Source organism: Microbacterium sp. AG238 (assembly GCF_003610405.1).
Lineage (GTDB): Bacteria > Actinomycetota > Actinomycetes > Actinomycetales > Microbacteriaceae > Microbacterium.
The window spans coordinates 383194-397809 of record NZ_RAQC01000001.1 but is presented as its reverse complement, the minus strand read 5'-3'; the positions used below and the strand labels follow the sequence as shown (position 1 = coordinate 397809).

General features: G+C 69.1%; 18 protein-coding genes and 1 tRNA gene. 9 read left to right on the top strand and 10 right to left on the bottom strand.

Annotated features, from left to right (window positions below):
* Window positions 1–29: 29 nt before the first annotated feature.
* Entirely contained in the window at window positions 30–734 is a 705-nt protein-coding gene (locus tag DEU36_RS01805) for a hypothetical protein (RefSeq protein ID WP_120262662.1), read from the top strand.
* A 13-nt stretch (window positions 735–747) separates the two neighbouring features.
* Here DEU36_RS01805 and DEU36_RS01800 read toward each other — a convergent pair.
* A tRNA-Arg gene (locus DEU36_RS01800) sits at window positions 748–820 on the bottom strand.
* Between the two features lie 144 nt (window positions 821–964).
* Here DEU36_RS01800 and DEU36_RS01795 point away from each other — a divergent pair.
* Window positions 965–1144 (top strand): methyltransferase, encoded by a 180-nt coding sequence (locus DEU36_RS01795; protein WP_259455173.1) that lies wholly within the window; start codon window positions 965–967, stop codon window positions 1142–1144.
* On the opposite strand, the gene DEU36_RS01790 is transcribed toward DEU36_RS01795, so the two are convergent.
* On the bottom strand, window positions 1125–1787 hold the full coding sequence (locus DEU36_RS01790; protein WP_120262660.1) for a YitT family protein: 663 nt from the start codon (window positions 1785–1787) through the stop codon (window positions 1125–1127). The two genes, DEU36_RS01795 and DEU36_RS01790, sit on opposite strands and share 20 nt — an antisense overlap.
* Window positions 1788–1848: 61 nt before the next feature.
* Here DEU36_RS01790 and DEU36_RS01785 point away from each other — a divergent pair, with 61 nt between their 5' ends.
* Complete coding sequence (locus tag DEU36_RS01785) at window positions 1849–3258, top strand: PLP-dependent aminotransferase family protein (protein ID WP_120262659.1); 1410 nt, start codon at window positions 1849–1851, stop codon at window positions 3256–3258.
* 27 nt (window positions 3259–3285) lie between these two features.
* On the opposite strand, the gene DEU36_RS01780 is transcribed toward DEU36_RS01785, so the two are convergent.
* On the bottom strand, window positions 3286–3546 hold the full coding sequence (locus DEU36_RS01780) for a hypothetical protein (RefSeq protein WP_120262658.1): 261 nt from the start codon (window positions 3544–3546) through the stop codon (window positions 3286–3288).
* 114 nt (window positions 3547–3660) lie between these two features.
* Here DEU36_RS01780 and msrA point away from each other — a divergent pair, with 114 nt between their 5' ends.
* From msrA to DEU36_RS01755, 5 genes are all read left to right on the top strand, one after another.
* Window positions 3661–4188, top strand: coding sequence for a peptide-methionine (S)-S-oxide reductase MsrA (gene msrA / locus DEU36_RS01775; protein WP_120262657.1), 528 nt, complete (start codon window positions 3661–3663; stop codon window positions 4186–4188).
* A gap of 154 nt (window positions 4189–4342) precedes the next feature.
* Window positions 4343–4837 (top strand): single-stranded DNA-binding protein, encoded by a 495-nt coding sequence (locus tag DEU36_RS01770; RefSeq protein WP_120262656.1) that lies wholly within the window; start codon window positions 4343–4345, stop codon window positions 4835–4837.
* A 37-nt stretch (window positions 4838–4874) separates the two neighbouring features.
* Window positions 4875–5369, top strand: a complete 495-nt coding sequence (locus DEU36_RS16255) for a DUF6993 domain-containing protein (RefSeq protein WP_259455172.1) — start codon at window positions 4875–4877, stop codon at window positions 5367–5369.
* A gap of 56 nt (window positions 5370–5425) precedes the next feature.
* Window positions 5426–7105, top strand: a complete 1680-nt coding sequence (ettA, locus tag DEU36_RS01760; protein ID WP_120262655.1) for an energy-dependent translational throttle protein EttA — start codon at window positions 5426–5428, stop codon at window positions 7103–7105.
* Entirely contained in the window at window positions 7098–7625 is a 528-nt protein-coding gene (locus DEU36_RS01755; RefSeq protein ID WP_259455171.1) for a thioesterase family protein, read from the top strand. The genes ettA and DEU36_RS01755 overlap by 8 nt, the downstream gene beginning before the upstream one ends.
* On the opposite strand, the gene DEU36_RS01750 is transcribed toward DEU36_RS01755, so the two are convergent.
* A complete protein-coding gene (locus tag DEU36_RS01750; protein WP_183045263.1) occupies window positions 7603–8550 on the bottom strand; it encodes an acyl-CoA thioesterase II in 948 nt (315 codons plus the stop codon). The genes DEU36_RS01755 and DEU36_RS01750 overlap by 23 nt on opposite strands.
* A 20-nt stretch (window positions 8551–8570) precedes the next feature.
* Here DEU36_RS01750 and DEU36_RS01745 point away from each other — a divergent pair, with 20 nt between their 5' ends.
* Window positions 8571–9245, top strand: coding sequence for a hypothetical protein (locus DEU36_RS01745; RefSeq protein ID WP_120262653.1), 675 nt, complete (start codon window positions 8571–8573; stop codon window positions 9243–9245).
* A gap of 1 nt (window position 9246) precedes the next feature.
* Here DEU36_RS01745 and DEU36_RS01740 read toward each other — a convergent pair whose 3' ends face one another.
* The 6 genes from DEU36_RS01740 to DEU36_RS01715 are packed head-to-tail and all read right to left on the bottom strand — an operon-like array spanning window position 9247 to window position 14539.
* Window positions 9247–9717, bottom strand: coding sequence for a globin (locus DEU36_RS01740; RefSeq protein WP_120262652.1), 471 nt, complete (start codon window positions 9715–9717; stop codon window positions 9247–9249).
* Window positions 9714–10838 carry a mechanosensitive ion channel family protein gene (locus tag DEU36_RS01735; RefSeq protein WP_120262651.1) on the bottom strand — a complete coding sequence of 375 codons (1125 nt, stop codon included), beginning with the start codon at window positions 10836–10838 and terminating at the stop codon, window positions 9714–9716. Before DEU36_RS01735 ends, DEU36_RS01740 begins: the two co-directional genes overlap by 4 nt.
* A gap of 46 nt (window positions 10839–10884) precedes the next feature.
* Window positions 10885–11559, bottom strand: a complete 675-nt coding sequence (locus DEU36_RS01730; protein WP_183045262.1) for a response regulator transcription factor — start codon at window positions 11557–11559, stop codon at window positions 10885–10887.
* Entirely contained in the window at window positions 11549–12808 is a 1260-nt protein-coding gene (locus DEU36_RS01725) for a sensor histidine kinase (protein ID WP_259455170.1), read from the bottom strand. Before DEU36_RS01725 ends, DEU36_RS01730 begins: the two co-directional genes overlap by 11 nt.
* Before the next feature lie 10 nt (window positions 12809–12818).
* Window positions 12819–13628, bottom strand: coding sequence for an ABC transporter permease subunit (locus DEU36_RS01720; protein ID WP_120262650.1), 810 nt, complete (start codon window positions 13626–13628; stop codon window positions 12819–12821).
* A complete protein-coding gene (locus DEU36_RS01715) occupies window positions 13625–14539 on the bottom strand; it encodes an ABC transporter ATP-binding protein (protein WP_120262649.1) in 915 nt (304 codons plus the stop codon). Before DEU36_RS01715 ends, DEU36_RS01720 begins: the two co-directional genes overlap by 4 nt.
* Window positions 14540–14616 lie beyond the last annotated feature (77 nt).

Here is a 14616-nt window from a genome sequence, read left to right as displayed (position 1 = left end):
GAAGGGCGCGGGACGGAGGGAGCGAGGAAATGGATGTCGAGGCCACCACGGATCGTCGAAGCGACCCGGCCGATGAGGTCGGGCGGGGGCCGTTGTCACGCGGCGCGGCGTTCGTCTACCGACAGATGGTGCTGGAGGCGCAGCTGCTGATCGCCGTGCTCCCGTCCATCGTCACGATCCTGTTGCTCGATCGCGACCCCTCGAACCTCCCGTTGTTCGTGCTCGCGTTGCTGCCCGTCGCCCCCGCGCTCGTCGCGGGGGTGGCGGCGGCCACGGTCGCGCACACCGATCTGTCGCCCAGTCGCCATTTCTTGCGCTCATATCGCCGCGACCTCGTGCCCACTCTTCGGTGGGCGGCGCCGGCGGCGCTCGCGCTCGCACTGCTGACCTTCAACCTGATCCACCTCGGAGACGTCGACGGCGGGGCGGCCCTGCGCCCGCTCTACACGGTGCTGAGTGCGCTCGTCCTCATCTGGGGCGGCCACATGGTCGTCCTCACTGCCGGCTTCGAGTTCCGTCTGCGTGATGCGGCTCGTATCGCCGTGGTCCAGCTCGCGTCGCAGTGGCGGTTCTCGTTGGGCGTGCTGTCGCTCATCGTCGTCGCGGCGTTCCTCGTCATCGTCTCGAGCGAAGCCGTCCTGCTGCTCGTACTCTGGGCGTTCGCGGGCCTGCTCGCGCTCATGGCGCGACCGTTGCGAGACGACACGGCCCGGAGGTACACGCGGTCATCGTGACGCGCACGCGGAGTGCCCCCGACAGGATTCGAACCTGTGACCAACGGATTAGAAGGCCGCTGCTCTATCCACTGAGCTACGGAGGCGGATGTCTCTACGGTATCGCGCGGCGGCGGGCATGTCCGGCCAGAAGGCGCCGGGCTCTGGCCCCGCGGGTTCCGGCGGCGTAGCCTGCCGGTGTCGGAAGGGGTTCGAGGATGAACGCGCAGACGCGATCTACAGCACTATGGGTGGCATACGGAACCGGGGGAGTCGCGGGGATGATTCGCCATCGCGGCGACGAGTACGTCGTGACGATGGCGGGAGCAGACGCCGAGCTCGGCTCGTATCCCACGATGGAGATCGCGAAGAGCGCCCTCCATGCGCACATGACGCCGGGAGCGGAGTGGCCTACGTTCCGGGAGCACTGAGGCCGGGCATCGGGGCGGCGGGCGCCGCGGCAGGCTCGGCCCGGCCCGTGCCGCCACCCACGCGACTGCGGGAACGCCGGTCGAACAGCGGCAGGCTGACGTGCACGATGGGGCCGATGAGGACCGCGAACAGAACCGTGCCGAGGCCGACCGTGCCACCGAGCAGCCACCCGGTGACGAGGACGGTCGCCTCGACGCCGAGTCGACCCGCCCAGATGGGCCATCCCCACCGCTGGTGGATGCCGGTCATGAGTCCGTCACGGGGGCCCGGGCCGAGACGTGCGCCGATGTAGATCCCCGAGGCGACCCCGACCAGGACGGTGCCTGCGAGGAACATCACGACTCGAGCGAGCCAGTGGTCGGGCGTGCCTAGCAGGGGAAGGCTGAACTGCATCGCGGCGCCGACCACGAGGATGTTGGCGACGGTGCCGACGCCTGGCCGTTGACGCAGAGGGATCCACAGCAACAGCACCAGGAACCCCGTAATGCTCACCACCCATCCGATGCCGATGCCGGTGTTCTTGCTCACTCCTTCGGCGAAGACCGTCCACGGGTCGAGCCCGATCCCGGCGTCGACCATGACGGCGCAGCCCACGCCGAACAGGACGAGGCCGACGATGAGCTGTGAGAAGCGGAGGATCACCCGACCATTTCACCGGTGAATTGGCCATTGCGAAAGAGGCCAATTCACGTACTGTGGCCGTATGCACTCCCGGATCTCGGCCAGGTCGTTGGAAGTCGCGCTCGGAGGCTGGCGCACCCGAGAGCCGGCATACGAGGCTCTTGCAGACGGCATCCGACTGCTGTGCCTCGACAATCGCATCGCTGCGCGCACGCTGCTCCCGGCCGAGCGCGCTCTCGCACAGACGCTGGGGCTGAGCCGGACGACAGTGGCGAGCGCGTACGCCAGCCTGCGCGCGACCGGGCATATCGAGAGCCTGCGGGGTTCGGGCAGTGTGACCACCGCCCAGCCGTCACGCGGCGGAGGGACGGTACTCGCAGAGCCAGGGTCGATCGATCTGCAGCAGGCGAGCCCGAGTGCTTGGCCAGGACTCGCAGGGGTCATCGCGGAGACGGCATCGGATGCCGCAAGGCTCGTCTCGCGAACGGGTTACGACACCTTGGGGTCGAACCGTCTGCGCGACGCGATCGCGGACCGCTACACCCAGCGCGGCATCGCGACGTCGCGGGATCAGATCCTCGTCACCGCAGGCGCGCAGAGCGCCATCCATCTCTTGTCGGAGGTGCTCGTGGCCCGGGGTGAGCGCGTGCTCGTCGAGACCCCCACCTACCCCCATGCCGCTGAGGCTCTGCGAGCCGCGGGGGCCCGCCTCGTCGCGGTGCCGGTCACCACGACCCACGGGTGGGATCTCGATCGCCTCGACGAGGCAGCACGACGAACCCGACCTGCGCTCGCGTATCTGATGCCCACCCTGCAGAACCCGACGGGCCGCTCGATGACGAGGCGCGAGCAGGAGGCGCTGCGCGAGGTCGCCCAGCGCGGCTGCACGCTCGTCGTGGACGAGACCACGGCGGAACTGGCGTTCGGTGCGCCAGCGCCCCTGGCATTGCAGGAGGAGGATGTCGTCCGGATCGGCTCGCTCGGAAAGACCGTGTGGGGCGGCTTGCGCGTCGGATGGGTCCGCGCCCAGCCGGAGGTCATCCGCCGGCTCCACGCGGCGCGTCCGGCGCGTGACCTCGGTACGGCGGAGTTCGAGCAGGAAGTGGCGGCACGTCTCCTTCCGCGGATGGCCGAGATACTGCCGCAGCGCGCCGAGCTGCTCTCGAGCGGCTACCGCGCCGTGCGGGCGGCTCTGCGCGACAAGCTGCCTGATTGGGATGTTCCCGATGTCGACGGTGGCGTCGCTCTGTGGGTCGGTCTCCCGGCGCCCCTCAGCGGACCGCTTGTCCTCGGTGCGCGTGCGGAGTCCGTCTACCTCAGCTCCGGTCAGCGCTTCGCCGTCGACGGGGGACACGAGAACCGACTGCGCATGCCGTTCACGGCATCGCCGGCCGAGCTCGAGCGAGCCGTCGATGTCTTGGCCTCAGTGTGGGCGCGTGTGACGAGCGGCGCCCGGACGGCGGGACCGCCGCCCCTCGACGCCCTCGTGTGAAGCGCGCTCGGCGCGGGTCGCGAGGGGTCATCGTGAGAGTCGGAGGGTGTCGGCCGCCTCTGCGATGCGCCAGAACTCGCCGATCGATCGGAAGGAACGGGACGGCGCGTGGAATCGGAGGGCGAGGAATCGCTCGCCGCGCGGCGTCTGGACGCGGCGGACGAGCCCCCGCACGTGGCCGTCGCCCGCGACGACCCGCCAGCGGTCGGTGCCGAGCGCCACGAGCCTGTCACTCGGGCGCCCCGTCACTGTCAGGGTCTGATCGATCTGAGCCGGCATCGTCGACATGTGTGCCTCCTCCTCGGAGGCTACGCAGTGCCTCCGACATCGGCGGGAACACCGGCGCGGGCGTGATGGTTGGCTAGGGTGAGACCTCGCGTGAGCGGGAGAACGGAGCTTTCCATGACCACCACCTTCATCCTCGCCGGGGGCTGCTTCTGGTGCCTCGACGCCGCGTACCGCGCGCTCGACGGTGTTTCCGAGGTCGTGTCGGGTTACATCGGCGGCAACGTCCCGCACCCCAGCTACGAGGCGGTCTGCACGGGCACGACCGGCCACGCCGAGGCTGTATCGGTGACGTTCGACCCGGATGTGATCCCCGCAGACGTGATCCTCGACGCCTTCTTCACGATGCACGACCCCCGACAGCTCAACCGGCAGGGAGCCGACGTCGGCACCCAGTATCGTTCGGCGATGTTCCCGCTGGATGACGCGCAGCGCGAACTGTTCGCCGCCGCCCGCGACCGCGCCGACGAGATGTGGGGCGGCGGCGTGGTGACGACGATGGAGCCCGCCGATGATTTCTACCCCGCGGAGGACTACCACCAGGACTTCTTCGCGAAGAACCCCGGACAGGGATACTGCCTCGCGGTGGCGGTGCCGAAGGTCAACAAGGTGCGCGCCCGTTTCGCGGAGTACGCCCGGAGCTGACTCCTCCCCAGCGGGTAACGAGGGCGGTTCTGCACCGATGTGCGGAACCGCCCTCGTCGTCGACCGTGCGGAGCACAAGCTAGGAGCGCTCCGGCACTCGGCGGGCACGCGGGTGCCGGAGCGTTCCCCTTCCGTGCCCCGCTGAGGAGCAGACATGTCAGACCGCATCACCGTCATCGGAAACATCGCCACCGAGCCCGAGCAGCGCCGCACGGGCAGCGGCATCCCGGTCACGAGCTTCCGGCTTGCGAGCAGCCAGCGCTATCGCGACGCGCAGTCCGGCGAATGGGTCGACGGGACGACGAACTGGTACCGGATCAGTGTGTTCCGTGCGCTCGGCGAGAACGCCTTCGCGTCCCTTCGGAAAGGGCAGCGGGTCATCGTCGACGGACGACTGCGGCTGAAAGAGTGGGAGGCCGGCGACAAGCGCGGCATCGAGATCGAGATCGACGCCGATGCGATCGGACATGACCTCAAATGGGGTACGGCCACATTCCAGCGCACCCCGCGCCCGGATGCAGACGCCCCCGACCGCTCCGGCGCCGTGGACACGGGCCCGGCCGTCCCGCCGGGTCCCTCCAGCGTCGACGGTGACTGGGCCGTCGCGGTCGTTCCGGAGACGGACGGCGGCGGCCAGACGCCCTTCTGACAGGGTCGGGTGACGGAGCTCCGTCTAGAATCCAGGCATGCGTCTGCTTCGTTCGCCCCTCGCCCGCTCGTTGGTGGGGGCGGCCGGCGCTCTCGTCGTCGTCGTGTCGCTATCGGGGTGCTCGATGTTCGTCCCCGAGCCGGCGCCTCCCGCCACATCGGCTGCTCCCACCCCTCAGCCGACCACGTCGGAGGGGCCCGCGCCCCTCTCGCCCGAGAGCACGGCGAGCGACAACCTCCCGCTCTTCACCGAGGTCATGAATCAGGTGGCGGCCTCGCCCGACAGCGTCGCGGGTCGCGCTTATGTCGACGCGCTCGTGGCGGCGGGCTTCGACAAATCCACGATGCAGGTGACGGCCGACCGGACCTCTGTCGACGACCCGGTCGACAGTCTGCAGTTCTCCGTCCTGTGGGCGGGAGAGTGTCTCGTCGGACAAGTCGGCCCCTCGACCCCCGCACCCACGGCCATGGTGGTCCCGGAGCTTCCGAGCGGTGGCTGCCTGATCGGGAACACGCGCCCCATCGACTGGTGAATCGCGGGGCCCGCGCGGCGGAACCCGACGGCCCCGCCGACTAGACTCGAGACGTTATGGCCGAATACATCTACTCCATGGTCCGCGCCCGCAAGGCGGTCGGCGAGAAGCTCATCCTCGACGACGTCACGATGGCATTCCTCCCCGGCGCAAAGATCGGTATGGTCGGCCCGAACGGCGCCGGTAAGTCCACGATCCTGAAGATCATGGCGGGTCTCGACCAGCCGTCGAACGGCGAGGCGAAGCTCACGCCCGGCTTCACCGTGGGCATCCTCATGCAGGAGCCCGAGCTCGACGACACGAAGACCGTGCTCGAGAACATCGAGTCGGGCGTCGCCATCAAGGCCAAGCTCGACCGGTTCAATGAGATCTCCGCGCTCATGGCCGACCCCGACGCCGACTTCGACGCGCTGCTCGCCGAGATGGGCACCCTGCAGGAGGAGATCGACGCCGCCGACGGCTGGGACCTCGATTCGCAACTGAACCAGGCGATGGAAGCGCTGCGCACTCCGCCGGCCGACGCATCGGTGGCTCCGCTCTCGGGTGGAGAACGCCGCCGCGTCGCACTCGCGCGACTGCTCCTCCAGAAGCCCGACCTGCTTCTGCTCGACGAGCCGACCAACCACCTCGACGCCGAGAGCGTGCTCTGGCTCGAGCAGCACCTGCAGGCCTACAAGGGCGCCGTCATCGCCATCACGCACGACCGGTACTTCCTCGACAACGTCGCGGAGTGGATCGCCGAGGTCGACCGCGGCCGGCTCCTCAGCTACGAGGGCAATTACTCGACCTACCTCCAGAAGAAGGCCGAGCGCCTCGACGTCCAGGGTAAGAAGGACGCCAAGCTCGCGAAACGTCTGAAGGAAGAGCTCGAGTGGGTCCGCAGCTCGGCGAAGGGCCGTCAGACCAAGTCGAAGGCGCGACTGGCTCGCTACGAGGAGATGGCCGCCGAGGCCGAGCGCACGCGCAAACTCGACTTCGAGGAGATCCAGATCCCCGCCGGCCCGCGCCTGGGCAGCGTCGTGATCGACGCGAAGAAGCTGCACAAGGCGTTCGGTGACCGCGTGCTCATCGACGGACTCAGCTTCAACCTTCCGCCGAACGGGATCGTCGGTGTCATCGGACCCAACGGTGTCGGAAAGACCACGCTCTTCAAGACGATCGTGGGCCTGGAGCCGCTGGACGGTGGTGAGCTGAAGATCGGCGAGACCGTCAAGATCAGCTACGTCGACCAGTCGCGCGGCAACATCGACCCCGAGAAGACGCTGTGGGAGGTCGTCTCGGACGGGTTGGACATCATCACGGTGGGCAAGACCGAGATCCCCTCGCGCGCGTACGTGTCGAAGTTCGGTTTCAAGGGACCCGACCAGCAGAAGAAGGCGGGGGTGCTCTCCGGTGGTGAGCGCAACCGTCTGAACCTCGCGCTGACCCTGAAGGAGGGCGGAAACCTGCTGCTCCTCGACGAGCCAACCAACGACCTCGATGTCGAAACGCTCAGCTCGCTCGAGAACGCCCTTCTCGAGTTCCCCGGCTGTGCCGTCGTCATCACCCACGACCGGTGGTTCCTCGACCGCATCGCGACGCACATCCTCGCGTACGAGGGCACCGAGGAGAACCCGGCGCAGTGGTACTGGTTCGAGGGCAACTTCGAGGCGTACGAGGCGAACAAGATCGAGCGGCTCGGTGCGGATGCGGCGAACCCCGCGAAGTCGACCTACCGCAAGCTCACGCGTGACTGATCACGAGTCGCACTCGGTGGCCTCGGTGGTGACGACCGCCGGGGCCACGCGCGTCCGTATCCCGATCCATCTGCGCTGGGGAGACCTCGACGCGCTCGGACACGTCAACAACACCTCGATGCTCAAGCTCCTCGAAGAGGCGCGCCTGCGTGCGTTCTGGAAGCCGGAAGCCGGTCTCTCGGGGCCATCGACCGCGATCCTCGATGCCCTGAGCCTGTCAGCTGAGACCATGACGCTGATCGCGCGGCAGGAGATCGAGTACCTCGCGCCCGTTCCCTACGGTCAGCGCCCACTCGACGTCCAACTCTGGATCGGTCGCATCGGGGGGTCGAGCATCGACGTCTGCTACGAGGTCTACAGTCCCCGTGACGATGAGGTGCAGACGTGCTACGCCCGGTCCACCGCGGTGGTGGTGATGGTGTCGACCGAGACGGGCCGGCCCGTACGCCTGACCGATCAGATGCGAACGGCGTGGGCCCCTATCGTCGGAGAGCCCATCACCTACGCTCACCGTCGCTGATCGTCCCCGAGATCTCCGTGCCGGGGACCCGCACCATGATCTCCTGCGCGACGCTCGCGATGAGTGTTCCCGCGCGGTCGTAGATGCGTCCCGTCGACAGGCCTCGCCCGCCACGCGCGCTGGGCGACTCCTGGACGTAGAGGAGCCAGTCGTCCACGCGCGCCGAGCGGTGCCACCACATCGCGTGGTCGAGGCTCGCGACCTTCAGGCCCGGCGTCGCCCACGCGAGCCCGTGTGCGCGCAGCACCGGCTCCTGGATGGTGAGGTCGCTGAGGAACGCGAGCGCCGCGCGGTGCACGGTGGGATCGTCGGGCAGGGCTGAGCGGGTGCGGGCCCAGACCGCCTGCCGGGGCGTCTTCGTGGGGTCCGGGTCCAGGTAGATCGGAGCGGTGACGTGGCGCAGCTCGATGGGGCTCGCAGAGAAGATCCGCCGGCTCAGCGGGTGCATGCCGCTCAACTGCTCTTCGAGTGCGGGGAGGTCTTCGGGCTGCGGCATTCCGTCGGGCATCGGTTCCGCGTGCTCGACGCCGGGGTCCTCGTCCTCGAACGACGCGATCATCGAGAAGATCGGCATCCCGTTCTGGAACGCCTGCGTTCGCCGTGTCGAGAACGAGCGCCCGTCGTGGATGCGGTCCACGGAGAAGGTGATGTTGCGCGCCGAGTCGCCCGGGCGCAGGAAGTACCCGTGCATCGAATGGGGCACACGTTCGTCCGGCACGGTGCGCATCGCAGCCATCGTCGCCTGGGCGAGCACCTGCCCTCCGAAGACGCGTCCCTGCGGCATGACCTGCGATCTGCCGGTGAAGATGTCCTCTGTCGTCCGCGCCTCGCTCGACGAGAGGTCGAGCACGCTGAGCATGGCGGCGACGGGATCCGTCTCTTCGGCGGAGTGGTCGGGTGCGGGAGCTGAGCTGTGTGCGGACATCGCTCGGTAGTCTAGGACGGATGTCCGAGCGCCTCTTCTTCCCGCATTCCGAGGTCGCGCGCGACGTCCTGACGTTCGCCGGCCGCGCCGCCCGGCACGGCGACGGCGTCGTCAGGCTGCAGGCCGGCGCCGGCGTCCTCGCGCTCTCGTGTGCTCCGCTGTCTCCGCGTTCGCTCACCGACCCCACCCCGTTCGTCCTCGCTCTGCGGACGGCGCGGGTCGATCCCGAGCTCGAGTGCGACCTCACGGTCGACGCCGCTGCCCTCGCCCCCGACGCCGACGACGATCGCGCCGTCCGGCTCCCGGACAGCGCGGTCACGGCCGCGTGGTCCGGTGTTTCGCCGCCGCGCACCGGTTGGCGGGAAGACGGGACGCTCGACTCCGCCCGCGTTTCGCTCCGCGCTCAGTGGGGTATCGCCGCCGTCGCGCGTCAGCTGCCCACGGGGGCCGGTGACGACGTCGTCCACCTCGTCCGCTCGTCGGTGTGGGGTGCGCCGGACGGCGATCTGGCGGGTCTGCCCCTGGGTGTGGCCTTCGCGGCTGTCGGACTGGGGTTCATCGCGGGCGCCGAGAAGCCGACGATCCGTCGCACCGACGTCTGGACGCGCGTGTCCTTCGCGCGCGGGCACGTGCTCACCCGCGGCCCCGTCGCGATGGGGCTGACCCCCGTGCGGGCGACCGGCCCCGGACGGTGAGTCAGCTGGGCGTCGACGTGTCGTCGGCGGGTGCGGGATTCAGATCGATCGTCGCCCGGCCGTCCGGGCGCTGCGAAGCAATCCCGGCAGGATCGAACGTGTTGACCATCGCATACGCTGCGCGTTCGAGGTAGTCCCAGAGCGTCGCCTCGTGCAACGGCGGTAGCGCGAGCTCGTCGAGCGCCGTTCGCATGTGGCGCAGCCACCGGTCTCGCGCGTCGGGATCGACGTGGAACGGGCGATGACGCATACGCAGCCGGGGGTGACCGCGCTCCTCGCCGTAGGTGCTCGGACCGCCCCAGTACTGCTCGAGGAAAGTCGTCAGCCGGTGGGCCGCGGGAGCAAGGTCTGCCTCGGGGTACATCGGCCGCAAGACGTCGTCGGCGGCCACCTCCCGATAGAAGACATCGACGAGGCGCACGAACGTGCCGTGTCCGCCGACCTCGTCGTAGAAGCTGACCTGGTCGCTCACGGGTTGCCCTTCTGCTGATCGGATGAATCGCCGTCGCCGGGGTGCGACTCGGGCGAGGCAGCGGCATCCGATCCCGCGCCGCCGCCCTTGTTGCGCTTCGGCCGCCACTGCGGGCGCCCCTTCACCGGCGGCGGGGTCACGGGGTGGGGCTTGGTCCGCGGCGGATTCGCCCCCCGGATGCTCTGGGCACCCTCGAAGCCGGTGAGGACGGTGGAGTTGAGCTGCGGCAGCTTGACCCCGAGCTCATCCACCGCGTGCTTCAGCCGTACGCGCAACGCTCGCGCGACGTCGTCCTTCGCGTTGGGACGCGTCTTCACGACCACGCGGATCAAGAGAGCGTCGCCGGTGATCGACTCCAGCCCCCAGAGCTCGGGCTTCTCGATGATCCGGCTCCGCCACTTCGGCTCGCGTGCGAGGTCCTTCGCCGCGTCGATCACCGTCTTCTCGACGACCTCGACATCAGTGTCGGCAGGCACCGCGAGATCGATGATCACCCGCGACCAGCCCTGCGACATGTTGCCGATGCGGGTGATCTCGCCGTTACGAACGAACCACAGCGTGCCGTTGACGTCGCGAACATGCGTGACACGCACGCTGACGTACTCGACGATGCCGGTCGCGAGTCCGAGGTCGACGACATCGCCGATGCCGATCTGGTCCTCGGCGACGATGAACATGCCGTTCAGCACGTCTTTGACGATGTTCTGGGCGCCGAAACCCAGGCCCGCGCCGATGGCAGCCGACAACAGCGTGAACGAACCGAGAATGCCGGGGCTGAGGACCCCGACGACCATGAGCAGCGCGACGATGACGATGGTGACGTTGACGATGTTGGTCAAGATCGAGCCGAGCGTCCGCGTGCGCTGCACGATGCGCACCTGAGCCAGCGGCGACATGTCGATCGCGCGCGTGTCTTCGGCCTCGGCGCGCGTCTTCGCGCCGCGTACGATGCGGTCGACGATGCGCCCGATGAGTCGGCGCATCACCCACGACAGCGCGAACGCGCCCAGCACGATTCCGGCGACGGCGACGATGTTCCAGCCCGCTCCGGACAGGAACTTCCAGAAATCCTCAGCGGGGAACTCCCAGGCCAAGGGCAGCGGAGTGGTCACGGTGGTCATCGCTCCGATCCTAACGATGCGTCCCTTGACTCTCCCGAGAGCATGGTCAGGAGTCGACGCCGGGATCGGCGAGCCCATGGGCGATGAGCACGGCGTGCACGCGGTCTCGTGCGGGGAGCTTGGTCAGGATACGACCGACATGGGTCTTCACCGTCGACTCGCTGAGGAACAGCTCGGCCGCGATCTCGAGATTCGTCAGCCCTCGCGCCATCGCGGCCAGGACGTCCGCCTCGCGGGCGGTGAGCGAGCTCGGGGCGACCGGCTGGGGCGCCGGGAGTCCTGTCGCGGTGACCAGCTCGATCATCCGCCGCGTGATCCGCGGAGCCAGGGTCGCTTCGCCCGCGGCGACCGCACGCACCGCGGCGACGAGCTCGTCCCGACGCGCATCCTTCAGCAGGAAGCCTCCGGCGCCGGCGCGGAGCGCGCCGAACGCGTACTCGTCGAGGTCGAAGGTCGTCAGCACCAGCACCGCGACGCCCGGATACTCCGCTCGGATGCGTGCGGTGGCCTCGATGCCGTCGACGCCGGGCATACGCACGTCCATGAGCACGACATCGGGAGACGACGAGGCGACGGAGCGGAGCGCCGCCGCGCCGTCATCCGCCTCGCCGACGACCTCGATGCCCTCGGCAGCGTCGAGCACCATGCGGAACCCCAGGCGGATGAGCTGTTGGTCGTCGACGATCAGCACGCGGATGGGGGAGGCCTGGTCAACGGTCATGGTTCTCCTGTTCGAGCGGGATGCGGGCGTGCACGCGCCATCCTCGGCCGGGACCCGCCCCCGCGGTCACCGACCCACCCGCAAGGATGACGCGCTCGCGGAGTCCGCGCAGCCCGTATCCCGACGGCGACAGTGTGGGTACCACCGGCTCGCCGTCGTCGACGATGTCGACCTCTACAGCGTCCGGACGGTACGCGACTCGCACGTCGATGCGTTCCGCATGGCGCGCGTGGCGCATGGCGTTGGTGACGCCTTCCTGGACGATCCGCGAGATGGCCAGCTGCACCGCGCTGCTGAGCTGCGGCCTGTCGCCCGAGACGGTCAGCGTCGCGTCGAAGCCGGCGGCACGCGCGGAATCGACCGTCGCGACGGTCGTGTCGCGGGCCAGGGGAGCGAGCGGCGCGATGTCGTCCTCCCGCAGGATGCCGAGCGTGGCACGCATGTCACGCAGCGCTTCACGGCCCGTGGACGCGATCGCGGTGGCGCCGGGACGAGCCCGATCGATGTCGTTGGACGCAGCGACCCCCTCGGCGAGGGCGACCATCACGGTGAGCGAATGGGCGACGATGTCGTGGAGTTCGCGTGCGATGCGATCGCGCTCGGCGGCCGCGGCGAGCCGGGTCTGCTGGTCGCGCTCGACGACGAGCTGGCGCGACCGGTCGATCAGCGCCGCGACGTAGCGGTGACGGTTGCCGACGTTGGCGCCGATGAGCGAGCCGATCAGCGCAGCGAGCGCCTCGCTGACCAGGGAGTTCCAGGCGATCGCGGGGCTGATGCCCCCGGTGAACGCGAGTACCGCGACCACCGAGGCCATCACGCCGAGGGCCGCACCGACACCGATGAGGCAGGCACGGACGCTCCGGTGGACGGCGAGGGTATAGGCCGCGATCCCGAGCATCGGGCCGCCCGTCGGCAGAGGCGCGAGGAGGTAGGCCAACGAGACGATGACCGCTCCCACGAACACGACCGTCGGGTAGCGTCTGCGCACCAGGAGTGACGCGCAGCCCAGCACGATGATCACCATGACGAACGGTCCGGTCGCGGGCCACCGCTGGCCGAGACCGACCGCTTCGTCGATGCGATCCTCGTAACTCGTCGCGGGGACGAGCGAGAACGCGAGGCAGATCAGGGCGGTGAGGATGTCGGCGAAGACGGGATGCCGTGCCCAGAACTGCCGCAGCACCCCCGGGGGACGCGGAAGCCGCAGCTCGTCATCATGCGATGACGGGCTGCGGCTTCCGGGAGACACTCCTCGTACCCTACGCGTCGGTCGAGCGGAGAATCGCCCACCCGCCGAGCAGCGTCGCAGCCGGCCAGGCGAGGAGGGTGATGAGGCCCGTCACGAACTCATCGCTGCCGGGTGTCGTGACGGTCTGGGCCGCGCTCGAGGGCAGGTACTGGGTGAGATCGACGATCCACGCCCAGGACTCGCCCGCGAAGGAGAACATGCTCAGCACGATGGGCAGGACGAAGAGGATGCCCACCGTCGCGGCGATCGCGCCGGCACCGCTGCGGATGATGAATCCCCAGCCGAGACCCAGCAGCGCGAAGGTCGCCATCGCGAGGACGCCCAGAGCGAGCGGGATCACGGAGGTCTCGGCATCCGACCAGTCGATGGCTCGCTCGCCGAAGATCGGCGCAGAGGCGACGACCGACACGATCGTGGTGACGACGGTCGTCGCGGCGAGGAGGAGAGCGACGACGACGCCCTTCGCCACGAGCACGGCCCCGCGTCGCGGTTCAGCGGTGAGGGTCGAACGGATCATTCCGGTGGAGTACTCGCCCGTGATGGCCATGGCGCCGAGTATGCCGGCGACGAGCATCGTGAACTGCATCGGTGCGACGATCGCACCCACCGGATTGAAGTCGCCGCTGAACTCCTGGGAGGCCCATGCCATGAGGAGCGAGATCCCGATCGCCAGGACCGCGGTGACGGCCAGCGACCACCAGGTGGAGCGCAGCGTCAGCAGCTTGATGGCCTCGCTGCGGACGAGGCGTCCGAAGGACAGACGAGCGTCGGGCTGCGTGGGGCGCGCGGGCGCCGCGGTGTGCACAGCGGTGGTGGTCATCGCACGGCTCCCTTGGTCTGGTATTCGACCGATCCCTCGGTCAGAGCGAGATAGGCGTCTTCGAGCGAGCCGGCGCGCGGTGTCAGCTCATGAAGCGGGATGCCGTGCGCTGCGGCGGCGTCGCCGATCGCAGCGGCGCTGAGTCCTGCGACCTGCAGCAGACCGGGCTCACCCGTCGTGACGGCGACATCGGGGCCCGCGATGAGCCGGATGAGCTCGTCGGCGCGGGGCGTCCGAACGACGACGGTGTTGCTCGTCCACGAGCGGACGAGCTCGTCGATGCCGGCGTCGGCCAGGACGCGTCCGCGTCCGAGCACGATGACGTGATCGGCGGTGAGCGCCATCTCGCTCATCAGGTGGCTCGACAGCAGGACGGTGCGCCCCTGAGCTGCCTGCCCGCGGACGAACTGGCGCACCCAGCGCACGCCCTCGGGATCGAGGCCGTTGACGGGCTCGTCGAGGATCAGCGTCTGCGGATCTCCGAGCAGCGCCGCGGCGATGCCCAGACGCTGGCCCATACCCAGGGAGAACTTGCCGGCGCGCTTGCCCGCCACCGAACCGAGGCCGGTGATCTCGATCACCTCGTCCACGCGCGAGCGGGGAATGCCGTGAGTCGCGGCCATGGCGCGCAGGTGGTTGCGCGCGCTTCGGCCGGTGTGCACGGCCTTGGCGTCGAGCAGGATGCCGACCTCTGTGAGCGGGGAGCGCAGCGAGCGGTAGTCGCGGCCGTCGATCGTGACCCGGCCTGACGTCGGCCGGTCGAGCCCGACGATCATCCGCATCGTGGTGGACTTGCCGGCACCGTTCGGGCCGAGGAAGCCGGTCACCTTGCCGGACTGCACGGTGAAGCTCACCCCATCGACGGCGGTCTTGTCTCCGTACCTCTTCGTGAGGCCATCTGCAACGATCATGCGCCCCACGCTATCGAGGGCCGTCGCGGCCTGTCGTCCGTCGCCGGTGCCGTCACATGCCGATGGGCGTCGTACCG